A 26360-nucleotide genomic window follows, 5' to 3' on the forward strand; every position below is an offset into this window, starting at 1 on the left:
AACAACTATTTGTTTTCTATCCAATTTTTTCAATTACTTCTAAACCTACGATTAAAGAAATCGTTTGCCCGCAAAGCTGAACAGGCAATGTCGCTAGGCGTTGATGGCGTTTGATCTTCTGAATTTCTTTTTCGTGACCTTGTAAAGGACCTTTTAGGACATGAAGTTCACGTTGTCGAATCACACCCGTTGAAAATCGCAGAATCTTTAGATCGTCTAACAGCTGGCTTAAACAAGCTCTTTCCTTATTGGATAAGGAATAATAAGTATCTGATTCTAAACGAATGAGTTCTGATCCCAATTTCTTTAAAGCAAGCCAGTCATTCAGCTTTCGGGTAAATTGCGGTGGGGATTCCGGATCACAGATCATAACCGTCCCTGGAAACAACAGTCGTTGAGTCATTGTCGTGAAATCTCCTTTTTTAAAGTACATTTCTTTCTTTGGGATAAAGGCATCAAAACCTGAATCAATCAGGATCTGTTTTACTTTTTCTTCTTCAAATCGTTCCGTTTCAATAAAATACCAGTTCAACCCTTCACCCCCTTTAATAAAAAAAGACTTCTCACTTGCCCACCGCAAAGATTTCAATAGTCAGCTACTGTCAGAATAGGTACACTATTATTGACAAGAAAGATAATGATCTTTATAATGGATTACAGGCTGAAAAGATAGAAATTATCCATTATTTTCCATTATTTTTTCTCAGTCACAAAAGGTGTGATTTTTTTTACATTATTAGAATAAATGATGTCATCAACGACATGTTTTATGTCATGAATGGTTAGTGATTCTAAGCTATAATAACTGTAAAGCCAAATAAAAAAGGCCGGATTTTTCCGACCTTTTGAGGTTAAATGACTTCTGGATTTTCAATGACATGCAGGACATATTGTCCTTCTTCAACGTCGACCTTCATCGTGCAGTTACCTTCATTGCCACGTTCAATCATCTTTTTAGCGATTAAGGTTTCAATTGTTCTTTGGATATGTCGCTTCATCGGACGTGCCCCAAAGACTGGATCAACACCTAATTCAACGATCTTCGCTTTCGCTGCATCGCTGACTTCCAGAACAATATCCTTCTTCGTCAACCGGCCTGCCAGTTCGTTCAGGAACTTATCCGCGATCTTAACCAGAACTTCATTGTTCAGGACATTGAAGACGATGATCTCATCAATCCGATTCACGAATTCCGGCTTGAAATATTTGTGTACTTCATCCATGTAATGACGGTTGCGCTCAGCCTTATCATTATCAAAGGCATATTGAGAACCCAGGTTGCTCGTCATGATAATCAGCGTATTCTTGAAATCAACCGTCACACCCTTGTTATCGGTAATCCGGCCATCATCGAGAATCTGAAGCAGGATGTTGAAGACATCCGGATGGGCTTTTTCAACTTCATCCAAGAGTACGATAGAATAGGGTTTCCTGCGTACCGCCTCTGTCAGCTGGCCGCCCTCATCGTAACCGACATATCCCGGAGGCGCACCGATCAGCCGTGATACGCTGTGTTTCTCCATGTATTCACTCATATCAATCCGGATGATCTTGGATTCATCATCAAACAACTGTTCCGCCAAGGCTTTAGCGACCTCCGTCTTACCGACACCGGTTGGACCTAAGAACAGGAAGGATCCAATCGGTCGGTTTTCATCCTGAATCTGCGCTTTTGACCTCAGAATCGCTTCGGTAACCAGCTCCAAGGCCTCATCCTGGCCGATAACTCGCTGGGCTAAAGCATCCTGCAGATGCAGCAGTTTCTGACGTTCTGTCTCAATCAGCTTGCTGACCTCGATATGCGTCCAGCGGGAAACGACCTTCGCGATCTGTTCCTCATCGACGATCTCCTGAATCATGTGTTTTTCTTTCTTGCTCTGCGCCGCTTCGCGGATTTTGCGTTCCAGCGTTGGAATCGTATCATACTGCAGCTTGGCCGCTTCCTCATAACGGGCTTCATTCTGCGCCTGGGTGAAATCCAACCGAGCTTTCTCCAACTGTTCCTTATACCCCTTGGCCTCATCCAGCTTCTGCTTTTCCTGCTGCCACTGGTTGTATTTGATTTCTTTCTCTTCTTTCAAATCAGCCAGTTCTTTGCGCAGCTCTTCCAGCCGCTGCAGCGTCTTGGCATCGGTTTCCTTCTTCAGCGCAGTTTCTTCAATTTCCAGCTGCATGATTCGCCGCATCAGCTCATCCAGCTCGGTCGGCATTGAATCCATCTCAACCCGCAAAGAAGCACAGGCTTCATCGACCAGATCGATTGCCTTATCCGGCAGAAACCGGTCGGTGATATAACGGTTGGACAGCGTGGCGGCAGCGATGATCGCTTCATCTAAAATCTGTACGCCATGATAGCTTTCAAAGCGATCCTTTAACCCCCGGAGAATGGAAATTGTATCTTCCACGGATGGTTCATCAACCTGAACTTTCTGGAATCGACGCTCCAGTGCCGCATCCTTTTCAATGTACTTGCGGTATTCATCAAACGTCGTAGCGCCGATACATTTTAACTCACCCCGCGCCAGCATTGGCTTCAGCAGGTTGGCGGCATCCATGGAGCCTTCCGTCTTGCCCGCTCCGACCAGATTATGAATCTCGTCAATGAACAGGATAATATTGCCCTCAGCCTGCTTAACCTCATTGAGCACCGCTTTGAGCCGTTCCTCAAATTCACCGCGGTATTTCGCTCCGGCGATCAAAGCACCCATATCCAATTCAATCAACTTCTTTTCCTTTAAGCCAAACGGGACGTCGCCGTTCATGATCCGCCAGGCGATGCCCTCGACAATCGCGGTTTTGCCGACACCCGGCTCACCGATCAGCACTGGATTGTTTTTCGTTTTTCGCGATAAGATCTGGATGACCCGCCGGATTTCTTCATCCCGGCCGATAACCGGATCAATCTTTCCGCTCTTTACATCTTCAACTAAATCATGGCCATATTTCTGCAGGGCATCAAGTTGATTTTCTGCGTTTTGTTCTGTCATCTTCATTCCACCTCGTCTTTCTTCTTCCGCTTTTTCAAGCGCTTTTCGCGTAATGCCTGTCGCTTCCAGAATCGCCTTGGCAACGGCGCTGCCGCCGAACAACAAGCCAATCAGAAACGCCACTGAGCTCATATACGTTTCTTCATGAGCCTGACTCCACTTCAGCGCTTCCTGATAGGCCTGCTGCACCTCGCGTGAGAGATTCGGCTGGGCTGCAGAAGTGCTGGAAGGCAGCCGCTTCATATAACTGTCGATGATCTGCAGCGTCCGCTGTTTATCCTGATTCAGCCGCTGCCATAATCCGTCGATTCCATCATCTTCAAAAATGGCTTTCAGGCAATGCTCAACATTCAGTTCGCTTTGTCCCTGGGCCTGCGCCAGCTGGATCGCTTCCATCAGGATCCGCTGCAGGCGTTCTGTCATCTGATCAATATTCATAGGATGTCCCTCCTTGTCATCGTTAGTATATCACTTTTAGCACTCCAGTCAATAGAGTGCTAAACAAAATTTTTAAGAAAAGGGTTCGTCTGTATCAAACCCTTTAGGACGTTTATTTAAAAGCCTTTTTGAATTTATCGAAGACCGATTCCTTGCCGCCTTTGGCCTGCAGTTTGCGCAGCTTTTCATACATGTCTTTTTCTTCGCCGCTGAGCTTCTTCGGAATCTCAATCTTGACTTCCACTAACTGATCGCCCTGACCGGAACCGCGCAGATCTTTGACGCCTTTGCCTTTCAGCCTGAACTGCTGGCCGTTCTGCGTTCCGGAAGGAATCGTCAGCTCCACATCGCCGTAAACCGTCGGCACATCGACCGAGCAGCCTAATGTCGCATCGACAGAGGAAATTGGAATCGTAATAAAGATGTTGCGGCCATCGCGCACGAAGTAATCATGCTTCATGACCATAATCTCGATATACAGATCGCCGTTCGGTCCTCCGTTGGCGCCGCGTTCCCCCTTACCGGAGACGCGCAGCTGCTGTCCAGACTGGATCCCGGCCGGGATCTTGACATCCACGCTTACGCGCTTATGCTCGTATCCCTTGCCGCCGCACTTAGAACATTTCTTGCGGATTTTCTTGCCGGTGCCGCCGCACTCCGGGCAGACGCTTTGGGACTGGAATACGCCAAACGGCGTGCGCTGCTGGGTAACCACCGTTCCTGAGCCATGACAGTTCGGGCAGACAATAACATCATCTTTGGAATGCGCGCCGGTTCCCATGCATTGCGAACATTGTTCATCGACGTCAATCGTAATCGTTTCCGTCTTGCCGAAGATCGCATCCATGAAGCTGATCTTCATCTGCATGTAGCGATCCTGACCCTTGCGCGGGCCATTGGAACGGCGAGCTGATCCGCCCCCGCCAAAACCGCCGCCAAAGAATGAACCGAAGATATCGTTCAGATCGTCAAATCCGCCGCCGCTGAAGCCGCCGAACCCACCGGCGCCCATGCCATCCATGCCGGCATGACCAAACTGATCGTAGGTCGCGCGTTTCTGCGGATCGCTGAGAACCTCATAGGCCTCGTTGACTTCTTTAAACTTTTCTTCCGCTCCCGGCTCCTTGTTAACGTCGGGATGGTACTTCTTAGCCAGCTTTCGATAGGCTTTTTTTATTTCATCATCAGAAGCGCCTTTGCTGATGCCCAGGACTTCATAATAATCACGCTTTTCACTCATAAAACATCACCCTCCTGCTACTCTACACTTTTTATGAATCGATCCAGGCCCGCACCGCCGGTAACCCGGATTCGCGGCAGCCTGTACAAATCCATTCCGGGTTTTATTTTACCATATTCTGTCGTAAAAGCCAGCTGAACCCCAGCTTCCTTTAAAATTTCTACTGCGTGATCATTGACATCGCCAAATGGGTAACAGTAGACAAAGCCGCCATCCACATATTCCAACGATTGTCGGGTATCGTTCACGCCTTCCTCAGAATCAACGCATAACAATCGTCCGCCATGGCCTGCCTTGCATCCACCCTGGTGCATTAAGAAGGAATGGGACTGGAGTTCCAGGCCATCTTCCCGCATCTGGAAAAACTCATACGGCAGCTGCGGATTCATCCAGCCAGTAATCAGAAATAACGTGGCGTTATAGCCAAAATCCTTCAGCACAGGATAAGCATACTGATAGACGGTCGGATCGCCGTCGTCGATTGTAATCGCAACCGCTTTTTCCGGCACATCCGCCCAGCCCTTCATCATCATTTCCACTTCGCGCATCGTTAACGCGACATAGCCGCGGTCCTGCAGAGCCTGCAGCTGTTCGCGGAATTCTTCAACTTCAACGTAATTGACATTGTCGCGGCTCTGCCCATCCGCTTCACTGTAAAAGAAGTGATACATCAAGACCGGCAAAGACGTAGCAGCCGTTTCAGCGGTTCCCGAACGCTCCAGCGTTTCTTCAGCCTGACTCTTGTCGACCCAAACAATCCGGCCCTGCAGCTCAAGACCGTAAGCTTCTTCTTTCTCTGCATACACCAGCCATGTCTGTTCGGTGCTGGTCGTCAAAATGGTTTCATCATTGTCGTTTTTCATCCGTGTACCGGCCTTCAGCTTCACCGCAAAATCTTTTTCCAACAGATGATTGGTAGGATTCAGCCAGCTGCCGGAAGGCGTGACCTGCAGCGCGTCGATCAAAACCTGCGCCCCGCCCTCCTGATCCATCCGATCTAACGGCAGATAGGAAGAGGTGATCAGATCCGGATCGCTGATTTCTTTAAGCTGAACCAGCTGTCCGGGCTGCAGGATGGCAAAGGGCTGCAGCTTGCCGTCCTGCATGATCATTAAATCAACAGGCTGTTCGCTGCTGACGCGGCGGCCGTTGCATTCTTTGACATGGGCGAGCTGCTGATCATCCAGCGCACTGACCAGCGGTGCACTTTCAGCATTCGGGGAAGAATCAGCGTTGTTCTTGGGGGTGCGGGAACAACTGCTGAGGGCAACGCTCAAACACAGAAATCCCAGTATGGAAACCAGGATTTTTGTGCGGCGTGAATTGTTATTTCTTTTCCTTGAAGTCGGCATCGACGACATTGTCATCCTGAGCGTCTGTGCCCGCATCAGCGCCCTGGGCACCCGCCTGCTGCTGATACATCGCCTGAGCCATATCGTTGGCTGCCTTTTCAAGCTGATCCATCTTGGTTCTCAGTGTATCCATATCATTGTTATCGATCGCTGTGCGCAGTTCATCACGCAGTTTCTTGACTTCTTCCTTCTGCTGATCCGTAACATTCGCATTTTCCGTATTCAACGTTTCGTCAATCTGATTGATGAAGGCTTCCGCACGGTTCTTCAATTCGATTTCCTCTTTGCGCTTATCGTCTTCAGCCTTGTGATCTTCAGCCTCACGAACCATCCGATCGATTTCTTCATCGCTCAATCCTGAAGAGTTGGAGATGGTAATCGACTGGGATTTGCCTGTTCCCTTATCTTTTGCGGAAACATGGACGATACCGTTAACGTCGATGTCGAAAGTGACTTCGATCTGCGGAACACCGCGGCGGGCCGGAGCGATTCCGCCTAACTGGAAGTTGCCTAAGGTCTTGTTATCATTGGCCATTGGACGTTCGCCCTGCAGAACATGGATATCTACAGCCGGCTGATTGTCCGCTGCCGTCGAGAAGACCTGGCTCTTGGATGTCGGGATCGTTGTATTTCTTGGGATCAGCACGGTCATGACGCCGCCCAGCGTTTCAATACCTAAGCTTAATGGTGTAACGTCCAGCAGCAGAACATCCTTGACATCACCGCTGATGACGCCGCCCTGGATCGCTGCGCCTAAGGCTACAACTTCATCCGGGTTGACAGAACGGTTCGGCTCCTTGCCTAATTCCTGACGAACAGCTTCCTGAACGGCTGGGATTCGGGTAGAACCGCCGACTAACAGAACCTGATCAATATCATTCTTGGTTAAACCGGCATCCTTTAAGGCCTGACGGACCGGAATAACAGTGCGGTCGACCAGTGACTTAGTCATGGAATCAAACTGAGCACGAGTTAATGTGGCTTCAAAGTGCAGCGGTCCGGCTGCCCCAGCGCTGATAAACGGCAGGGAAATCTGTGTCTGAACCATCCCGGACAGATCCTTCTTCGCTTTTTCCGCCGCTTCCTTCATTCTCTGCAGCGCCATCCGATCCTGTTTCAGATCAATGCCATTTTCTTTTCTGAACTGATCTGCCATCCAGTCGACAACGACGTTATCAAAATCATCGCCGCCTAAGTGGTTGTCACCGGCTGTGGCCAAAACTTCAAATGTGCCGTCAGCCAGATCCAGGATGGAGACGTCGAAGGTTCCGCCGCCTAAGTCAAAGACGAGAACTTTCTGTTCTTTATCGGTCTTATCGATACCGAAGGCCAGCGCAGCTGCTGTCGGTTCGTTGATGATTCGTTCGACTTCCAGACCAGCAATCTTGCCGGCATCTTTGGTCGCCTGACGCTGCGCATCGTTGAAGTAAGCCGGAACGGTGATGACCGCCTTGTCGACCTTCTCCCCCAGATAGCTTTCAGCGTAATCCTTCATATAACCTAAGATCATTGCGGAAATTTCCTGCGGTGTATATTCCTTGCCGTTGAGCTGAACTTTTTCGTTCGTCCCCATTTTCCGCTTGATTGAAATGACAGAATCCTTGTTGGTGACAACCTGACGTTTTGCCGCATCGCCGACGATCCGTTCGTTATTCTTAAAAGCGACAACGGACGGCGTTGTCCGGTTGCCTTCCGGATTGGTGATTACTTTGGCTTCATTGCCTTCCATGACGGCAACACAGCTGTTGGTTGTACCTAAGTCAATACCGATAATTTTTCCCATAATTGAAATCCTCCTTATTTATTTGTTTTCTACTTTTTTATTCGCTGACCTTGACCATCGCGGCGCGCAGAATCCGATCTTTTAACAGATAGCCCTTCTGCAGGACCTCGACGACCTGGTTGGGTTCAGCACCTTCCACCGCTTCCATCATCAATGCCTGATGGAAATTCGGATCAAACTCTTTGCCCAGCGCTTCGATCTCGCTCACGCCTTCTTTCGTCAAAGCATGAATGAGCTGCTGATAAATCATTTCAACACCTTTGCGGTAACTTTCCGTCTCCGGGGTCGGCTCAATCGCCAGCGCCCGTTCCAGATTATCCAAAACCGGCAGGATATCCAACGCAAAGCTTTGGATCCGGTATTTCCGGGTCTGCTCGGCTTCCTGCTGGAGCCGGCGGCGTGTATTCTCCGTATCGGCGTAAGCCTTCAGATATTCGTTTTTGAGCCGAACATTCTCACCTTCCAGCTCGCTGATGCGGGTTTTCAGTTCTTCAATTTCATTTTTCTTGGAGAAAAAGCCTTTCTTTTTCTCCTCTTTTTTGTCTTCCTTTTTTTCTTCCTGCGAAGCGTCAGACGCAACTTCCACTGCTTCTTCCGCAACCTCTTTCGACATTTCTTCTGCCGTCTGCGGCTGTTCTGCAGCTTCACCTTCCGGTGTTGGATTCGGTTTCACGTCTTCCTTCATCGTTTCTTTTTTCATTTCTTCCTGGTTACTCATGGCTGCCTCCTTTTCCGTATAAACTCTCGATCGACTGACTGACCAGTTCCAGCAGCGAAACAATTCTGTCGTAATCCATTCGGGATGGACCAAAGACCATCAGCTGGCCTTCCTCATCACCGCCGAGCTTGAATTTACTGGTCACAACAGCCATGTCATTCACCCAAACCAGCTGCGCGTTTTCATTCATCTTTAACGCCAGCTCTGAATTGGCAGTCATTCCGATCTGCCGCCACAGGCTTGGATTTTCCATCATGGCCATCAATTCCTTCAGCTTTTCAATATCGGCAAATTCCGGCTGATACAACATATTGTTCTGACCGCTGAAATACACATTTTCACTGGCAAACTTGACGAAGGCATTGACAAACGCCTGAAACAACATCTCATGCCGCTTGACATGCGCTGCCAGGATCGGTTTGATCGAATCCATCTTATCGACAACATCTTTGATCAAGGTGCCCTTCAATCGGTCGTTCAGAATCTGGCAGCAGGTTTGAATATCTTCTACTGACAGGTCGTCGTCGAACTGGAACGTCCGGTTCTCCGTATGTCCCAGATCGGTAATAAAGACTGCCACAGCACTTCGGTTGCTGATCGGGAACAGCTTGACATGCTCCAGTCGCTGCCGGCTGGCATCCGGCCCCAGAACCCCTGAAGTCAGATTGGTCATCTGCGAGAGAATGTTGCAGCTCTCACGGATCGCATCATCCAAATTCAATGGCTTGCTGGCCAGCTGCTGACGAACAGCCACTTCCAGCTGATGCTCAAGCTTGTGTTCCATCAGATGTTCGCAATAAAACTTATACCCTTTTGTGGAAGGCACGCGGCCGCTGGAGGTATGGGTCTTTTCGAGCAGGCCCATTTCTTCCAGAACCATCATATCATTGCGAATCGTTGCGCTGGAGTAAGGGAGCTGATACTTTTCCATCAGAGTCTTGGAACCGACCGGCTCGGCTGTCTGAACGAACTCATCGACAATCGCCTTGAAGATTTCAATCCGCCTCGGTGTCAGCATCTCCTCGCCTCCTTTAGCACTCTTTCCCGATGTCTGCTAACAGTATAATCCAGCTTGTTAGCACTGTCAAGTCAAAAGTGCTAATATTTTTCAAGTTTTCAAGCTTTTCGCAGTTCGTTTTTCAAGTAGATGCTCATACACTTCAACAGGAGGCTTTTTGCCTATGAAAAAAGGAATGACCCTCATTTTTTTTGCTCTGCTGGCCGCCTTGCTTTATTATGGGTCGGTCACCTATCAAGCGTCCTGCCAGGCCCTGGCCATCTGGTTCGAGAAGCTTGTTCCCTCTTTATTTGCCGCGATGGTTGTCATCCGGATTCTGGATGGACAGGGATTGCTGCGCGCCGTATCCCGGCGGCTGTTCGGGTTTACCGAAAGCTTGTTTCATATTTCCCCGGATGCTTTTTCACTTGTCTTCGCTTCCTTTTTCCTCGGTTCCCCAGCGGGACAGATCCTGATTGATGATTATGTTGAAAGCGGGCGTCTGACACAGACAGAAGGAAAAAGATTAGCCTGCTGTGTCACCGTCAGTACTCCCTCGTTTGTTCTGATCACCTGCGGTTCAGTCTTACTTCAGTCTTTTCAATATGGTTTGATGATCTGGCTGGCAGAATTTTTTGCGGTGATGCTGCTGCTGTTTTTTACCCGCAGCACGCCGGTCACATTGCAGTTAGATTCAAGCCGCGAAGTTTGCAGTCTGTTTGAGAACCTGAAAGAGGCTGTTGTTCAGGCGGGGATCAGCTTGTATTTCATCGGCGCTTATTTATTGTTAACCTTAGTGCTGCTGAATCTGCTGACGATGAAGCTGCCGACCTCATGGCTGCTGCCGATTCAATGTGCCACCGAGTTTTCATTAGGCACAAATAATTTGGCCCTGCTGCCCTTAGCACCTTGGATCAAAGCCCTGCTGATGACACTGGTACTGGGCTTTGCCAGCTTCAGTGTTCATCTTCAGGTGCTCTCCCTCACGCCCCACCTCAAGCTCGCTTATCCCCGGTATTTCAGCTTCCGCCTTTTGCAGATGGGCTTGGCAGGCGGTGTATTTTTACTCTTGCAACTGCTGCAGCTGTGGCGGAGCTGACTTCTTAAGGTCTTTTCCATAAGATCATCCCCAAGAAAAGCCAGCGTTCTTTATCCGCTTCGTCCATGAAATTCATTATTCATTGAACCTGCGTGGCTTTTTCTTCCGTTTTCGACTGTGTAATCATCCAAGTCGCCGCAACTCATGCTCAGTGAACGGATGATCCTTAATTAAATAGTAAAGCAAGTTCGCAGCTTTCTTCTCAATATTTGGATATCGCTTCTGCTCAAAAACGTTTTGGTAAGCTGCAGCTGAAATTCCTTCCCGTTTTCCTTACAATGAACTATCCTGGAAGCTTCTTTTCCAACTGCTGAGATATCCGAGATCGTTGCAGAATCCAGGTTATGATCTTTCAGCATCTTTTTAATATGGAAGCCTATAACCCATTTAAGTTCGTTTCATCATTTTCTCTTTTTACAGTTTCACAAAAAAAGTTTATGCCTCAAAATCGACTGAGTTTAGAAACACTCGTCCTCACCTTGCATAAACTTTGTGTGAAATTAATCAATTCTATTGTTTCCGCTGCTTTCCCCTGATAATCACAGCGATGAAGCCGTTTTTGCTTTATGCTTAATCCTTTTCTTTTGGCTCGTTTCCCGCAGACATCTGCTGTCTATCCTTTTTTTGCGGATTCAGCTCAGCTTCCACTTCATTGATGATCGCCTCTGGGATAAACTTGGTTAAATCACCATTGTTCAGCGCAATTTCTTTGGAAACGGACGAGGACAGGAAAGAATACCGCGGCCGCGCAACAAAAAATACGGTTTCAATCGTTTCATCCAAAAACATATTGGCCGTGGCCTGCTGCAGCTCGAATTCATAGTCCATGACTGCCCGAATCCCCCGGATCAACACCTGAGCGCCGATGGATTTCGCAAATTCCACCGTCAGTCCATGGCCGACAACAACTTTGACATTCGGCAGATCCCGGGTGATTTCCTGAAGCATCCGCACGCGTTCTTCTTCTGTAAAAGCATTGCGTTTATTCGGATTTTTCATAATCGCAATGATCAGTTCATCAAACACCGAGGATGCGCGGGTGATAATGTCGAGGTGTCCGTAGGTCGGGGGATCAAAGGATCCCGGATAACATGCTCGTTTCATAGGTCCATTTCCTTTCGATAATAACTGATGCGGCTGATGCCGTAGGTCGCTTCCTTGACTTTGCGCAGCTGATGATACGCATCATCAAATTCATCTTCCTTCAAACTTTCCAAAATTACATGTCCCTGATCGTAAATCAGATTCAGTTCATCAAGCTGCTGCATGATTTTATGCAGCTGCTGCTTCTGATACGGCGGATCAAGATAAACCAGATCGAACTGTACGCCTTCTCCCGCTAACCGCCGCAATGCCGCAAAGCAGTCACACTTCCAGATATCGCACTGGTCTTCCACGTTCAGTGAAGCAACATTGGCTTTGATCACAGCCGCGGCAGCCGGACTGCGGTCGACGAAATAGACATGCTCGATTCCCCGCGACAGCGCCTCCAAGCCCATAGAACCGCTGCCCGCAAACAGATCCAGCATGATTCCGCCGTCAAAATACGGTCCGATCCGGCTGAATATTGCTTCCTTGACTCTATCCAAGGTCGGCCGGGTCTGTTCACCTTTCGGCGCCTGAATTAGCCGTGAACGAAACTTTCCTGCAACAATTCGCATTTTTTCACTCCTTGTATGTATAAAGGCGGAGAAACTCGGGCAAGATACTAGTGCATCGAAAGATGCTATCCCCCAATCTTTGTTTCTCCTCTCCCTTTCTTTGGAATTCCCGAGTCGCTTCGGGAATTCTTTTCTTTATTTTAATAGCTTTCATCCTGCCGCTATTCAATTTTTCCCTGGCGATATTGTGAGATCACAGCCTGCCCCATGCCAACGGCGACCATGACGGACAGCGTACTGGAACCGCCGGCAGAAATCATTAACAGCGGAACGCCCGTCAGCGGAATCAATCCGGTAACTCCGCCCACATTAAACAGAAAGTGGATGAAGAAATACATAGAAACGCCAATCAAGACAATCCGGCCGCGCTGACTTTTCATCCGGACGGCATACGCGAACATCCGCGCGATAATCAAGGCATAACAGATCAAGATCAGCAGGAAACCGAAGATGCCCAATTCCTCAACGACGATCGCGAGAATAAAATCGGTGTTGGCCGCTGGGAAGTTGGTATACTTTTGAATTGACTTCCCGTAACCCACGCCCTGCCATCCGCCGCTGGCAAATGAAACCAAACCGTTGATCAGCTGGAAGCCAGTGCCATATTTATCCGCAAATGGATTCATCGCGGAAGTAAATCGGTTGATCTGATAGTTTTTAAACGGCAGCGCCTCGATCAGGTGTTCCCCCATCGGTGAAAGAATCCACACGACCAGCGCAACACCGACAATCAGCAGCATCACTAATGTTTTCTGCAGTTTGGTCAGCGCTGGATGATACGGGATCAGAAAACAAATGCAGGCTATGCCGGCCATAACAATCGCTGAGCCGAAGTCCGACTGCAGAATCGCAACGATAAAACAAAATCCGCCGACAATTAACAACGGATTGCGCATCAGATCCCGCGTTGTCAGCTTCAGATTGCGGATATCCCCCAGATATGTCGCCATGACCATGATGATGACAACCTTTGAAAACTCTGAAGGCTGAAGCGTAATTTCCTGACCAGGAAACGGAATCTTGATCCAGGCCCGGGCCCCGCCGACTTCCCAGCACAGCGCCAGCAAAAGCAAGACTAAGGTCAGACTGACAATCGGCGTTATATTTTTTTTCATTCGATCAAATGTAAACCAGCGTGCCATGGTGACCATCCCCAGATAGCCCAGCACCGTAAACGCCAGCTGTTTAATAATCGTTTTCATCAGCGTCATCACGTTGCCCGAAGCCAGTCCCATCGTCGCCGAAGCAACCATGAATAAGCCGAACACCGCCAGGATCAGCGTACAGAGATGGATGATCAGATCATAACGATACGGCATGCGAAACGAAGTCTTTTTTTTCTGCGTCAAATTCATCCGCCTCCTGGTGACATTTTACCATAAAACCCAGCCCGGCACAAAAGAATTGAAGTTCGGTTTTTGACAATCAAAGGACGTGACGATCCGAGCTGTTTTCATTATAATAAAGGAAAGAATCGTCGAAAGAGGTCTGTTTTTGACACCAGAAAGAAAAAGAAAGCGCTTAAAAAACAATTTTGGAGAATCTTTCGTTAAATTTCCCTTCCCTTCTTTTGATTTCTTGAGTATTATATAAAGTGAGGTAGATTTTATGAACATAAACATGGATACCATTGTTAAGGACAATGACATTCATCTGCGCGATAAATCGGCGCCGGTGTCTTTGCCGTTGTCCGAAGAAGATAAAAATACGTTAATGGAGCTTTTAACTTACGTCAAAGAGTCGACGGATCCGGATTTAGCAGAAGCCAAAAATCTGCGTCCGGCAGTCGGCATCGCGGCCATTCAGATCGGTGTTCCCAAACAGCTTCTGGCCGTTGTCGTTGATGAAGAAGACAAAAACGGCAATCCTGTGCATTATGAATATGCCCTGGCCAATGCCAAAATCGTTTCTCAGTCCGTTCAGAATTCATATCTGAAAACGGGCGAAGGCTGTCTGTCTGTTTTGGACGATCATCCCGGCTATGTCATCCGCAGTGCGCGGATCAAGGTCAAGGGTTACGACATGCTTCAGGATCGCGAAGTAACATTCCGGGCTTCTGGGTATGTCGCGATTGTCCTGCAGCATGAGATCGATCATTTCAGCGGCATTCTGTTCTATGACCGAATTAATCCGGATGATCCGTATGCACCAATTGAAAACGCCATTGTGATTGAATAATTTTCCTTCATTTCCGGCGGATTGATTCCGCTGGGATTCCAACGCATAACCATAAAATCAGAAAACTCATTGTTCGTGGCTGCCGCGGGGAGCTGAAGCATCGACTTCAGGCCATCCCGCGGTTTAGCTGTGACATCGCCGCCGGATAAACCGGCTTTGAATAAAAACAAAACAAATCATTAAAAGACAGGTGCAATGTTTTTTAAGAATAAAGAAAAGAGGTAAATAATGAAAGAAAATAATGCAGCTATTCCTGCAAAAAAAGCACCGAGAAAATCAACTCCCCGAAAGAAACCGGTAACCGCCGGAGCGCTCAGCGAAGTCGCTGAACCCTCATTTCATCGGGATACCGATACGCTTATCTACGCCTTAGGCGGACTGGGTGAAATCGGCAAAAACATGTACTGCTTTGAGCATCAGGATGAAATCATTATCGTCGATGCCGGCGTTCGATTCCCGGAAGAAAATCTGTTGGGTGTCGATTATGTCATCCCAGATTATTCTTATCTGATTAAAAATCAGGCAAAAGTCAAAGCGTTGATCATCACGCATGGTCACGAGGATCACATCGGCGGAATTCCATTTTTCCTGCAGTCAATCCGCATAGATAAAATCTATGCCCCGCGCTTTGCCTGTTCGCTGATTCAGAAAAAATTGGAAGAGCGGCGGATGAGCCGGCAGGTAAAGCTGGTTCAGATCAATGAGGATTCACGGATTACTACGAATCACTTCCAGGTCGGCTTCTTCAATACGATCCATTCGATTCCGGATTCCTTAGGCATTCTGATCAATACCCCGAACGGCCGGATTGTTGAAACCGGTGACTTTAAATTTGACCTGACGCCGATCGGCACCAACAGTGATTATCAGAAAATGGCCTACATCGGACAGATCGGAGTCAGCTTGCTGATGAGCGATTCCACCAATTCCGAAGTTTCCGGCTTCTCCATCAGTGAGAAAAAAGTCGCGAAATCGCTGCTGGAAATCACCCGCAAGACACCGGGACGTTTAATCGTTTCCACGTTTGCATCCAATGTCAACCGTGTCGGTCAGATTCTCGAAGCGGCGGTGGCCTGCGGACGCAAGGTTGCGGTCTTCGGCCGCTCGATGGAAAACGTCGTTCAGATCGCACGCAAGCTCGGCATTATCGCGATTCCGGAAAAGCATTTCATCACCCCGGATCAATTAAATTCCCTGCCGGCAAATAAGATCTGTATCGTCTGCACCGGTTCCCAAGGCGAACCGTTGGCGGCCTTAAGCCGGATTGCCAACGGAACCCACCGCTGGATCAAGATTATCCCTGGCGACACTGTCGTCTTCTCTTCCAATCCGATTCCAGGCAATGCCGTCAGCGTATCGCAGGTTGTCAATCAGCTGACCCGCGTCGGCGCCAATGTCTTGGTCAACAGTCCGCTGACCTCGCTGCATACAACCGGTCATGGATCCCAGGAAGAACAGAAGCTGATGCTTCAGCTGATCAAACCGAAATACTTCATGCCGGTGCATGGGGAATACAAGATGCTGCGGATCCATGCTGAAAGCGCCATTGAAACGGGAGTTCCGCGTGAAAATACATTTATCTGCGCTAACGGCGATGTCCTGGTTCTGCGCGACGGTGAAGTTTTCCAGGCTGAAACCCGCATTCAGACCGATGATATTTATGTCGACGGCAATGATATTTCCGGTTTGAGCACGGCCGTTCTGCGCGATCGCAAAATTCTGGCCGACAACGGTTTGGTCGCGGTCATCGTAACGATTGATTCTCGCACAAATAAAATCCTGTGCCGGCCGAACATTGTTTCCCGCGGCTTCGTCTTTATCAAGGAAAGTCAGACGCTCTTAAAAGAAGCGGAAATGATCGTCTATGAAGCCTTGAAGAAAAAGATGATGCAGAAAACAACCTTCGGCGAATTAAAGAACTGCATCCGCAGTTCTCTGGAACCGTATCTGTATAAGAAAACCAACCGCAATCCTATTGTGATTCCGGTCATTCTGAATCAGAAGGCGGCCATGCTGCAGATGCAGCAGAAACGGGAAGCCGCTGCGGCAGCGCACAAGGATGAAGACGGTGCCATTAAACGTACACGCAAGCCAAGAAGCACTCCGGTTAAAGCCAAGAAAACAAAGCCGGAGGAAGGTGAAGTCTCATCCCAGTTCCATTCCAAAACCAAGATAAATAACGCTGAATCCTAATCGATCAGCGTTTTTTCAATCTTCCCTTTTAGCCTGTTATGAAAATCAATATTCTATAGGTGGAAGCAGACAAGGCTAATCTATTTTAAACAAGAAAAGGAGCACAGTGATGATTTATTTTATCCGACATGGTCAGGCTGATTATTCTGAAAAGGACTCCAAGATTTATCAGGGCTTCGGCAATCACATGGCACCGCTGTCGCCAAAGGGGATTCAGGAAATCGAAGAAACCGCGATGGATCCCCGACTGCAACGGGCGAAACTGATTTTATCCTCACCCTATGGCCGTGCTTTGCAAAGTGCTGCCATTCTTTCCCGTCATCTGCAGCTGCCGCTGCAGGTAGAAACGGATCTGCACGAATGGCTGGCAGACAAGCGATACCATTATCTATCAGAAGAACAGGCGGCTCAGCATTACAAAGAATTTGTGACTTACAGTGGTTTCTATCCTGATGATTCAGAAAAAAACTGGGAATCCATCCCTGCGATGCGCCAGCGGGTTCTTCATGTCTTGGCTCGCTGTCGTTCTGTATCTCCGATCATCGTTGTCTGCCATGGCCTGCTGATTCAGTCACTTTGCGGCTATCATCCTCAAAATGGTGAAATTGTAGAATTCAGTTTATCTTCTGATAACGTTGATAAAGAAAACGGATTTCAAGCTCCTATTCATAAGGAATGAGAAATCCGTTTTATTTATCTTCAATCTATCGCATAAAAAAACATTTCTTATTGAAGTATATCAATTCTGTTTAAAGCCGAATTTATATTGTCATTTTATAATAATCAGTTATTATAGATATATAGATTATACTGCTTCAATAGGAGATTCTTATGGCTAATAAATATAAAATCATCGTATCTATTCTAATGATTCTATTCCTGATAATCCTCGATAATGCTTATTTCGTTCAAGCTTCCGAATTCACGATCGACAACATTAATCAGCAATACCAAACGAGTTTCAACAAACTTGACTTTACATGCGAATCCGTGAACTCATTTTCTCCGTTCAATACTAACAAATCTATATTACTTCGTTCCGATAATTACGATCTCAATCTTGTAATTGAAATTACGAATTTATCTGATGAAGGTTTCGATCTTACTCATTATAATCAGAAATCATCCAATGCGAATCGTTTTTATGAAGTAACGACCCCCTCTTCCACCTATTACATCAAGCAAATTGATGGTGATTTTAATGACTATAAGGCTCATTGCGTGACACCCTGCGCCAATATATGGATATCTTTCTCAAAAACAGAGTTAAAAATAGATGAGATTATAGACCTATTATACGAAATAATCCATTGACCCTTTTCATCAATCCTACTTTTCAGTTAAGCTTCGATCCTACTTGAAAGCCTCTTTATGCCTGAAATTCTTACAATATTCTGCAACAAAATTCAGATAAGAAGATTGGATATCAAAGCTTAATGTATCTTTAATTTTTCATATTTTTTGATTAATCACATCACTAGAACAAGTGGGATAAAAAAACTATAAAACAAACCAAGAAACCTGTTTTCGATCAATTTGTTAGCAGGTTAAAGTCATTTTTAGTGTTATTAACTTTGTTATAAGTTGTTCACTTAGATCGTTCGGGCTTGGTCTAGCTCTTAGTTAAAGTAAGATGAGGATATTTGTTGGCAGTCTAGAATTCAACTCCTCTCATTTCAAGCGGCAAGAAGTGTGTATCTGCACGTTACCTCGTTATGAAAGTGTAAAATGAACTAGAATTCTATGTAAGAGTGATTTCAACTTGCCCGCCCAGAAGTGGAACTGAGCTTTTCAATTGAGTCTAAACTATCAGTTGAGACTTTCAATAAAAAAGCCTTGATGAAAGTATAAACAATGTATATACTATATTTAGGAGGACATAAAGTAAATAAGTGTTCTTAAAAAAAGGAGAGAAATGGATCACGTGTGTAATAAAAAGGTAAGATATAAAGAAACTAAATCAATGCAGATAAGCCAAAAAGAAACCACACGTGAACGTGAAAATTTATGAAAGATATGAATTTAAAAATTAAAAAATGGGGTAACGGAAGCGGAATACTTCTGCCAAAAGTCATATTGGACATGTTTTCTTTAAAAACGGATGATTGTTTTTCTATGAGTATAGAAAATGATCAAATTGTCCTCTCACCGGTAAAAAAGAGACATATGACCCTAGCAGAACGTTTCGCTGAGTATGAAGGTGAAACAAAACAAGAAGAATTTTGGACGGATGCCCCAATTGGTGAAGAAAGGATTTAAGAGATGGATAAGTTCAAACAAGGGGACATCATCTTTATGGATTTTGACCCAACAAAAGGGCACGAACAGGCTGGAGTAAGACCAGCGTTAGTTGTATCAAATAATGATTTCGGAAGAATTATGGGATTGTATGCGGTGTGTCCAATCACGAACAACACAAAAAATTTTCCTACTCATGTTCCCTTAAGTGGAACTACAAAAACTTCCGGAAGTGTATTATGCGAGCATTTCAGAACTGTAGATTTAGAAAAAAGACAAGCCACATTTAGAGAAAGGTGTCCTGAAGAAATCCTTGAAGATGTGCTTAGCATAATACATTCGTGTTTTTAACATTGACTAAGAAAACGGATTCCAAGCTCCTATTCAACAAGGATCGAAAAATCCGTTTTCTTTATCTTCAATCTTTTGCTTTTAAAAGTATTTCTACTCTAAGTCTATCAATTATGTTTTAAACAGAGTTTTTTATGAAATATAACGAAAAAGATTGACTCTTTGAGTTGAATTGTATTAATTTCATTCAATTTTAAACACTTCTTTCTAGAAACGAAGTAATGATATCCGCGGGTCCCTGCTGATCACAGGCTGCAATCACCGTCTGCGCCCGCTGCAGAATTTCAGGCTTGGCATTGGCCACGGCATAACTGTTAGGAAATTGCTCAAACAGACACAGATCATTCATATCATCGCCAAAAACAGCGATTTCCTCACGCTGTAAATCCAAAAGCTTCTGCAGCTGCTTTAACGCTGACGCTTTATTGCAGGTTAAAGGCAAAACTTCCAGATTATGGGTAAAGGCCGATGTCAGGGCAATCTGCCCTATCCCCTCTAACTGAGTCCGGATTTGGTTTAACGCCGGCAGAGAAGCGCTGCGCATTTCAATTTTAAATAGGGGTTCGCTGAGTTCCGCCAGACTTTCCAAACGGCGATAATCCGCTTCAAAGCTGCTGAAAGGTGTATTCTGCGGTGTCTTGCCGCAGCCGGGAATGGTGAAATAGCGCTGATAGTGCTGCTCAATCGGCAGAAACGTATATTTCAACTCGCCGCTGTAAATCGTCGTTAAGACCTCCGGATGGCGAAGTTTTGGTATGATGCGCTCCGCTAATTCCCGATCCAGAGCCTCCACAGCTCGGATCTGACCCTGGGGATCACGCAGTTCTGCCCCATTAAGATCAATCATCCAGCCTTCAACCTGAGATCCTTCAAGAATTCTCCGGGCAGCCGGGGCATTCCGGCCGGTTGCCGCGCAGAACTCAATTCCTGCCGCCCTGGCCTGACGCAGAGCCTGGGCAACACGGGGATAAATCAGCTGGGTACGGCGATCTAAGATCGTACCATCAAAATCACAAACAATAAGTTTCATTAAAGCAGCCCCCTATTCCTTGACTTTTATTTTAACTGAATCGGACAAAGAAAAACAGCCCTTGCGGACTGTTTCAGGTTATTTAATTTCGATGATCTTCATCATGTTGGCGCTGCCTTCACCCGTCGGATAACCTGCGGACATGATCAGCAGCTGACCTGGCTTCAGGCCATAGCCCTTGGCGATCGTGCTTGCCAGTTCGTCATCGTTGGTCAATTCATTCTGAATATCCGAGAAAATCGGTGTTACACCCCAATAAGCTTCCAGCTTGCGCTGTGTGCTCTTGGTAAAGGTAACGGCCAGAATCGGAACGCATGGTCTGAACTTGGAGATTCGCTTCGCTGTCGTTCCGCCCTGGGTGAAGACAACTACGGCCCCAACGTTCTGCAGTGTCAGCGTAGCATCGGAAACCGCGATCCCAATCGCATCCTGCACCGTCTTGCGGCTGGACTTGATCGAATGATCCAGACGTTCACGATACGGGATAATCTTTTCTACAGCTTCGGCAATCGTCGCCATCGTTCTGACCGCTTCCACCGGATATTCACCCGCTGCGCTCTCGCCTGAAAGCATGATCGCATCGGAGCCATCCAAAACGGCATTGGCGACGTCGCTGGCTTCTGCCCGGGTCGGACGCGGATTGGACATCATGGATTCCAGCATGTGCGTTGCCGTGATGACCGGTTTGCCCATTTCATTGGCTTTATGGATAATCGTTTTCTGATAGATCGGAACATACTGAGTCTGAACTTCCACGCCCAGATCGCCGCGCGCGACCATCACGCCGTCAGCGACTTCCAGGATGGATTCCAGGTTATCAAAGCCTTCCTGGTTTTCAATCTTAGCAATAATCTGAATCGTCGGTTTGCCCATTTCAATCAGAATTTTTCGAATCGCCAGAACGTCTTCCGCCCGTCTGACAAACGAAGCAGCGATGAAGTCAACATCCTTCTCACATCCAAAGCGGATGTCCGCATCATCCTTTTCCGAGATAAACGGCATGGACAGCTTGACATTCGGCACATTGCAGCCTTTGCGGGTCTTGATCACACCGGAATTCTCAACGCGGCAGGTTAATTCCTGTCCATCGCTTTCCAGGATGGTTAAACGCATTTTGCCGTCGTCGATCAGAATGTAATTGCCGGCCTTGACGTCTTCAAACAGTTCCGGACAGGCGATATGGAAACGATCATGCGTGCCTTCAATTTCTGCCCGGCAGATCTTGACGATATCCCCTTTGGTGAAATCCGCCTTGCCGTCCTTGAAGATACCGCAGCGAATTTCCGGTCCCTTGGTATCCAGCATAATGCCCAGATTGATGCCGATCCGTTCGCTGACATCGCGAATCATATCAATGCGTTCGCCATGGGTCTTATGATCCTCATGCGAAAAGTTGCATCGAACGATATTCATGCCTTCCTTTGCCAGCTTTTCCACCATTTCCGGGGTATTGCTGGCAGGGCCTAACGTACATACAATTTTAGTCTTCTTGCCTAACATAAACTTCCTCCTTCAACTTATACTAACCGGTCAAACAGACGATACAGATCTTTTCTTGAATGCCGTGGGGAAGACAGTGCTTCTTCAATCGGCATCGAAGTGACCTTGTTGTCAATCATCCCGACGCAGTGTCCGCCGACACCCTCCATCAGCAGATCGACCGCCTTTTCGCCCATCATTGAGGCTAAAACACGATCTCTCGGCGATGGCGAACCGCCCCGCTGCACATGTCCCAATACGGTCGCCCGCCCGGCAAAGCCGGTATTCTGGGAAATCTTGCGCGCTAGCTCGTCGACGTCTGCGATCTTTTCTGAAATGACAACGATGGCATGACGTTTCTTCACGGCTTTGTCCAAATACCGCAGCCGTTCCAGAACATCCAGCTCATCATAGCCCGTTTCCGGTGTGATGACGATCTCGGCTCCGCAGGAAATCGCAGCCCAGACCGCCAGATCACCGCACCGATTGCCCATCACTTCAACGACGGAACAACGATGATGCGAGCTGGAGGTATCACGCAGTTTATCCACCGCCTCTACAACGGTGTTCAGCGCTGTATCGAAACCGATCGTAAAATCCGTGCCCGGAATGTCGTTGTCGATCGTTCCCGGCAGACCGATACAGTTAATCCCCAGTTTCGTCAAAGCCATGGCGCCGCGATAAGAACCATCGCCGCCGATCACAACGATCGCGTCGATCTTCGCATTCTGCAGCGTCTGCACTGCTTTTTTCTGTATTTCCAGGTCTTTGAATTCCGTTAACCGGGCCGATCCCAGCACGGTGCCGCCCCGATTCAGAATATCGCTGACGGTGGATTTATCCATCGGAATGTAATTGCCCTCGACTAAGCCGCGGTAACCGTCTTTGATGCCCATGACCTCAAAGCCGTTAGCCAGCGCCACGCGCGTTACCGCCCGGATTGCCGCGTTCATGCCCGGAGCGTCGCCGCCGGACGTCAAGATTCCGATTCTTCGTATCATACGAATACCTCCTGTCATTTCCCGTATATCATAGCATTGAATTTGAAAATTGTGAAACTAAATCGACGTGTTTCGGCGATTTTTTCCAGTGATTTTCATCTCTTTCGACAAGGCTTTTATGCGTTCCATAATTCTAACCGCTTTCAATTCTTCCTTCTCTGATTTCTGGTTGTACATGTAGTGATTTTCCAAAGAATCAAAGTTTTCATTACTCGTAAACCAGGTCAGTCTCTGCGCGTCCATGCGCTCATTGAATATCGGCAGCAGCACCTCATCGCGCAGCCAGGAGGTCACGCTTTCCGCCCCGATGTCGTCAAACACCGCGAAGTCCGCGCGCTTCATTTCATACAGCTCATCCTCGAAGCTGTCGCGATCATCCAGCAAGCCTTTGATCCTGGAAGCCATCGTCGGCACATGCACAAACACGACCCGCTTGCCTTGTCTAGCGAAGCTGTTGCAGGCACAGGCTGCAAGATAAGTCTTCCCCACTCCCGGCGCGCCAAACAAATAAAATCCTTTTTCCTGCGGCGCCAGTAAGGCCTGCGAAATTTTTGCCACCGCCAGCGCATAGGCCGGCTCTTCCTGATCAATATTAATGTCGGTGATCGAAACCGACCACAGCCGCTGCGGCAGATCATTGATCCGATAAGCCTGTACGTGCTTCTCAGCCTGCTGCCTCTCTTTAGCATAACGGCATGGCCGAACCTGCAGCGTCAGAAATCCTGAATAGGTCAAATCCAGCACCTCTCCGGTTTGTTTCTGTCGGCACTGCGTCAGCCCGGTACAGTTCTGACACAAACTCAGCTGCTCAATCCATTGATGAAAGCGGTAGGGATAGCGGTCGACCCAGCTGCTGTCCAGCTGATTCTGCTGCAGAAATTTCTGAACCAGCGGATGCTGCTTCAGCTTGGCCGCCAGTTCCTGTTTTTCTTTGAGCTGCTGTTCGTTCAGCTCCACTGACCATTTCACAGCTTCCATTCCTTATCCCTCCTGCTCGCGCAAACGCCGGCGTATCTCTTCAAATTCTTCCCGATCAAAATCCGGCTCCTTCTCAGCTTCTTTTTCTTCCCCGCTCTTCATCTGGACATAGTAGTCCGGCAGCACATCCTTGCGGTTGGATTTGCGGCCGGCAGTACTGCGAGGCTTCTTCATCTCGGCCATGGCTTTCTCGGGAGTGTCGATTCCCGAGCGGATCCATGCGGCAGCGATCGAAGCGACAAAGTTGGGCACCAGCTTGTTGTCGCTGATCGAAAGCACATATTCCAATAACAGATTGACGATTTTCGGATCCATTTTCATCTCAGTGATCAGCTTCTCAATGATCCGCTTATCGCCATCCTGAACCGGGACGCCGTTCTGTTTTGACTGCAGAAAGGCCACCGGGGGCAGATCATACGGATCCTCCGAGGATTTCTTCGCCGGCTTCTTCGCCTTCATGACAAACGCCATCGAGCGCAGTTTCTCCCCATCCAGCGTATTGCTCGCATTATCCGTACAGCGGCCGACCAAAATCAACATCTCATCCGCGCCTAAGCCATACATCGTCGCCAGTTCGCCGATCAGCCGCAGATTATCATGCGTGCGGGCTTCAATCGGGAAGACGAGGTTGCTCGCCCGGCCTAAGAAACGTTCATAATCAAAGTGGATCGCCGGATGATCCCCGGCGTCGAAATTATAGGTCGGCTTGATTCTGGAGAACTGCTCTTCACTTTCGGCATCCCAGTTTTCGATAACCGAGCTTTTGAATTGTTCGGTAACTTCATCAAAGCCTTCCCGCGACAGTTCAATATGCGCCAGCTTATTCATCGAGAGCTGATATTGCTTCGCGCCCATGATCCGTGCATACAGCCGGCCTAAAACCTCATGCTTAAAAAACCGGTCGGCTTCTAGCGGTGGATACAAAACGTAGATATAGTTGTCCTTGCCTTCACCGGTTTTCATGTAGCTGCGCATCAGCATCATTTCTTCCAGCTTGCGCCGCGCCCGCTCCAAGACGGTGATATCCATATTCATGATCTGACACAGCCGGCCATGCGGTTCAAAGGAACGCTGGTGCTTGGCTTCGCTGATTAACGTCAGATACAGCGCTGCCCCGGCACAGCCGACGAGCGGCTGATACAGAGACATCAATGAGTTCAGCGCGTCGGCGCCCAGCGGCCGCAATACTTCACTGCGGTATCCGTCTTTCGCTTTCAGTTCCATCTTGTTTCTCCTTGATCCACTTCAGAATCTGTCTTTCCATCGCTTCAAGATTCCCGTCGTTGACGATCACGCAGGTTGAACGGCGGATTTTTTCTTCCTGGCTCATCTGTGCAGCCAGCCGTAATTCAGCCTGCGCGCGGGAAATGCCGCGGCCCTCTTGCAGCCGCTGAAGAATCACTTCCAGGGGCGCGCTGACCGTGATGATCTCATCGAACTGATTTTCCATGCCCGCCTCAAAGACCAGCGGCACCTCGGCAAACCAGAGCGGCTGTTCGCACGCCTGAGCCTGACGGTTCAGCTCATCCAGAATCAAAGGGTGGGTGATCGCCTCCAGTTTCAGCCGAAGATCCTCCGCCTGAAAGACCAGCGCCGCCAGTGCCGCCCGGTCAATCTGCCCCTGATCGGTTAGAATTTCAGAGCCAAACGCTTCTATACAGCGCTGATAGCCGATTTGTCCCGGCTGCATGATCTGACGGCTGATCTCATCGCAGTCAGCGACCGCATACCCCTGTCTGCGCAAAATTGCGCTCAGCGTCGACTTCCCGCTTCCGATCACGCCGGTAATCGCAGTTTTGATCATATTCGATTCCCGTTCCTCTCTTTTTCTGACAATGCGGACAATAGTAGGTGCCCCGCTGAGCCACCGTAATTTTCTTAATTTCGCCCCCGCACAGCGGACAGGCTTCGCCCTCGCGGCCATGCACCTGAATCTGTAATTGGAAGCGGCCGGTCACGCCTAGGGAGGACGTATAGCTGCGGATCGAGCTGCCTCCGGCTTCGATCGCCAGGCTCAGAATCTGCCGGGTTACCTCCGGCAGCGCTTCAAGCTGAGCGCGGGTCAGCTGATCGCTGCGCTTGCGCGGGTCAATCCGTAGCGCAAAGCAGATTTCATTGGCGTAAATGTTGCCGACACCCGCGACAAAGTGCTGATCCAACAGACATTGCTTAATCGGAAGCCGGCGTTTTTTCAAATACGCCCGGCAGTAATCCGGATTGAACTGATCGCTGAACGGCTCGGGTCCCAAGTCATGAAAATGCTCCAGATCCCCGTCCAGTTCCAACAATTCCATCGTTCCGAATTTACGCGTATCGTGATAGCGCAGCTGCGTTCCATCATCCAGATCCATGATCACATGAACATGCTTGGACAGCGGCTCTTGCGGCAGCTGCACGTAAAACTTGCCTTCCATCCGCATGTGGGCGATGAAATACAGATCATCCATCTGAAAGATCAGATATTTCCCGCGCCGTGAAAACCGGCGGAAATGCTGCCCGGTTAAACGCCGGCAGAATTCAGCTTCCTCCATTTGAATCATTTTCGGCACCCGCACCTCGACATGCTCAATCCGGCGGTCGTGGATCAAAAGCTCCAGCGTGCGGACTACCGTTTCAACCTCTGGCAGCTCCGGCATC

At 48.2% G+C, this 26360-nt stretch carries 24 protein-coding genes; 7 read left to right on the forward strand and 17 right to left on the reverse strand.

Translation table 11 applies throughout. From position 1 onward, the window contains the following. Positions 1 to 16: 16 nt before the first annotated feature. From nusG to hrcA, 7 genes are all read right to left on the reverse strand, one after another. Positions 17 to 532, reverse strand: a complete 516-nt coding sequence (nusG, locus tag MCG46_RS10595) for a transcription termination/antitermination protein NusG (RefSeq protein WP_240279978.1) — start codon at positions 530 to 532, stop codon at positions 17 to 19. Positions 533 to 851: 319 nt separating this feature from the next. Beyond that, positions 852 to 3425 (reverse strand): ATP-dependent Clp protease ATP-binding subunit, encoded by a 2574-nt coding sequence (locus MCG46_RS10600; protein ID WP_240279979.1) that lies wholly within the window; start codon positions 3423 to 3425, stop codon positions 852 to 854. A 112-nt stretch (positions 3426 to 3537) separates the two neighbouring features. Next, a complete protein-coding gene (dnaJ, locus tag MCG46_RS10605; protein WP_240279980.1) occupies positions 3538 to 4665 on the reverse strand; it encodes a molecular chaperone DnaJ in 1128 nt (375 codons plus the stop codon). A gap of 17 nt (positions 4666 to 4682) precedes the next feature. After that, entirely contained in the window at positions 4683 to 5942 is a 1260-nt protein-coding gene (locus MCG46_RS10610; protein WP_240279981.1) for a polysaccharide deacetylase family protein, read from the reverse strand. 49 nt (positions 5943 to 5991) lie between these two features. Next, positions 5992 to 7800 carry a molecular chaperone DnaK gene (dnaK, locus tag MCG46_RS10615; RefSeq protein ID WP_020223719.1) on the reverse strand — a complete coding sequence of 603 codons (1809 nt, stop codon included), beginning with the start codon at positions 7798 to 7800 and terminating at the stop codon, positions 5992 to 5994. A gap of 37 nt (positions 7801 to 7837) precedes the next feature. Next, complete coding sequence (grpE, locus tag MCG46_RS10620) at positions 7838 to 8518, reverse strand: nucleotide exchange factor GrpE (protein WP_240279982.1); 681 nt, start codon at positions 8516 to 8518, stop codon at positions 7838 to 7840. Next, positions 8511 to 9536 carry a heat-inducible transcriptional repressor HrcA gene (gene hrcA / locus MCG46_RS10625; RefSeq protein WP_240279983.1) on the reverse strand — a complete coding sequence of 342 codons (1026 nt, stop codon included), beginning with the start codon at positions 9534 to 9536 and terminating at the stop codon, positions 8511 to 8513. The genes grpE and hrcA overlap by 8 nt, the downstream gene beginning before the upstream one ends. Positions 9537 to 9699: 163 nt before the next feature. On the opposite strand from hrcA, the gene MCG46_RS10630 reads away from it, so the two are divergent. Beyond that, positions 9700 to 10614, forward strand: a complete 915-nt coding sequence (locus tag MCG46_RS10630; protein ID WP_240279984.1) for a hypothetical protein — start codon at positions 9700 to 9702, stop codon at positions 10612 to 10614. A gap of 570 nt (positions 10615 to 11184) precedes the next feature. Here MCG46_RS10630 and coaD read toward each other — a convergent pair. From coaD to MCG46_RS10645, 3 genes are all read right to left on the reverse strand, one after another. Then, the gene (gene coaD, locus MCG46_RS10635; protein WP_240279985.1) at positions 11185 to 11718 is read right to left on the reverse strand and encodes a pantetheine-phosphate adenylyltransferase; all 534 of its coding nucleotides are present in this window, start codon (positions 11716 to 11718) and stop codon (positions 11185 to 11187) included. Next, positions 11715 to 12344 (reverse strand): 16S rRNA (guanine(966)-N(2))-methyltransferase RsmD, encoded by a 630-nt coding sequence (rsmD, locus tag MCG46_RS10640; protein ID WP_345893098.1) that lies wholly within the window; start codon positions 12342 to 12344, stop codon positions 11715 to 11717. The genes coaD and rsmD overlap by 4 nt, the downstream gene beginning before the upstream one ends. Positions 12345 to 12436: 92 nt before the next feature. Then, entirely contained in the window at positions 12437 to 13630 is a 1194-nt protein-coding gene (locus MCG46_RS10645; protein WP_240279987.1) for an FtsW/RodA/SpoVE family cell cycle protein, read from the reverse strand. 253 nt (positions 13631 to 13883) lie between these two features. Between MCG46_RS10645 and def the strand changes: the two genes are divergently transcribed. The 6 genes from def to MCG46_RS10675 all read left to right on the forward strand — a co-directional run bounded on the left by def (position 13884) and on the right by MCG46_RS10675 (position 19235). Beyond that, positions 13884 to 14453: a peptide deformylase gene (gene def, locus MCG46_RS10650; protein ID WP_240279988.1), complete on the forward strand. Its 570-nt coding sequence runs from the start codon at positions 13884 to 13886 to the stop codon at positions 14451 to 14453. A 228-nt stretch (positions 14454 to 14681) separates the two neighbouring features. Continuing rightward, positions 14682 to 16646 (forward strand): ribonuclease J1, encoded by a 1965-nt coding sequence (gene rnjA, locus MCG46_RS10655; RefSeq protein ID WP_240279989.1) that lies wholly within the window; start codon positions 14682 to 14684, stop codon positions 16644 to 16646. A gap of 109 nt (positions 16647 to 16755) precedes the next feature. Further along, positions 16756 to 17325, forward strand: coding sequence for a histidine phosphatase family protein (locus tag MCG46_RS10660; protein ID WP_240279990.1), 570 nt, complete (start codon positions 16756 to 16758; stop codon positions 17323 to 17325). Positions 17326 to 17477: 152 nt separating this feature from the next. Continuing rightward, the gene (locus MCG46_RS10665; protein ID WP_240279991.1) at positions 17478 to 17960 is read left to right on the forward strand and encodes a hypothetical protein; all 483 of its coding nucleotides are present in this window, start codon (positions 17478 to 17480) and stop codon (positions 17958 to 17960) included. Between the two features lie 693 nt (positions 17961 to 18653). Beyond that, on the forward strand, positions 18654 to 18905 hold the full coding sequence (locus MCG46_RS10670; protein ID WP_240279992.1) for an AbrB/MazE/SpoVT family DNA-binding domain-containing protein: 252 nt from the start codon (positions 18654 to 18656) through the stop codon (positions 18903 to 18905). A gap of 3 nt (positions 18906 to 18908) precedes the next feature. Continuing rightward, entirely contained in the window at positions 18909 to 19235 is a 327-nt protein-coding gene (locus tag MCG46_RS10675) for a type II toxin-antitoxin system PemK/MazF family toxin (RefSeq protein WP_240279993.1), read from the forward strand. A gap of 193 nt (positions 19236 to 19428) precedes the next feature. Here MCG46_RS10675 and MCG46_RS10680 read toward each other — a convergent pair whose 3' ends face one another. From MCG46_RS10680 to mutM, 7 genes are all read right to left on the reverse strand, one after another. After that, the gene (locus MCG46_RS10680; RefSeq protein ID WP_240279994.1) at positions 19429 to 20265 is read right to left on the reverse strand and encodes an HAD-IIB family hydrolase; all 837 of its coding nucleotides are present in this window, start codon (positions 20263 to 20265) and stop codon (positions 19429 to 19431) included. 78 nt (positions 20266 to 20343) lie between these two features. Further along, positions 20344 to 21765: a pyruvate kinase gene (pyk, locus tag MCG46_RS10685; protein ID WP_020223731.1), complete on the reverse strand. Its 1422-nt coding sequence runs from the start codon at positions 21763 to 21765 to the stop codon at positions 20344 to 20346. A 17-nt stretch (positions 21766 to 21782) separates the two neighbouring features. Then, the gene (gene pfkA / locus MCG46_RS10690; protein WP_020223732.1) at positions 21783 to 22745 is read right to left on the reverse strand and encodes a 6-phosphofructokinase; all 963 of its coding nucleotides are present in this window, start codon (positions 22743 to 22745) and stop codon (positions 21783 to 21785) included. 57 nt (positions 22746 to 22802) lie between these two features. Next, positions 22803 to 23723, reverse strand: a complete 921-nt coding sequence (locus MCG46_RS10695) for an ATP-binding protein (RefSeq protein ID WP_240279995.1) — start codon at positions 23721 to 23723, stop codon at positions 22803 to 22805. Positions 23724 to 23726: 3 nt separating this feature from the next. Next, positions 23727 to 24947 carry a DnaD domain protein gene (locus MCG46_RS10700; protein ID WP_240279996.1) on the reverse strand — a complete coding sequence of 407 codons (1221 nt, stop codon included), beginning with the start codon at positions 24945 to 24947 and terminating at the stop codon, positions 23727 to 23729. Beyond that, entirely contained in the window at positions 24913 to 25527 is a 615-nt protein-coding gene (gene coaE, locus MCG46_RS10705; protein WP_240279997.1) for a dephospho-CoA kinase, read from the reverse strand. Before coaE ends, MCG46_RS10700 begins: the two co-directional genes overlap by 35 nt. Then, on the reverse strand, positions 25439 to 26359 hold the full coding sequence (gene mutM / locus MCG46_RS10710) for a bifunctional DNA-formamidopyrimidine glycosylase/DNA-(apurinic or apyrimidinic site) lyase (RefSeq protein ID WP_240279998.1): 921 nt from the start codon (positions 26357 to 26359) through the stop codon (positions 25439 to 25441). Before mutM ends, coaE begins: the two co-directional genes overlap by 89 nt. Position 26360: the final 1 nt, after the last annotated feature.

This window comes from Holdemania massiliensis (assembly GCF_022440805.1).
Classification (GTDB): Bacteria; Bacillota_I; Bacilli_A; order Erysipelotrichales; family Erysipelotrichaceae; genus Holdemania; species Holdemania massiliensis_A.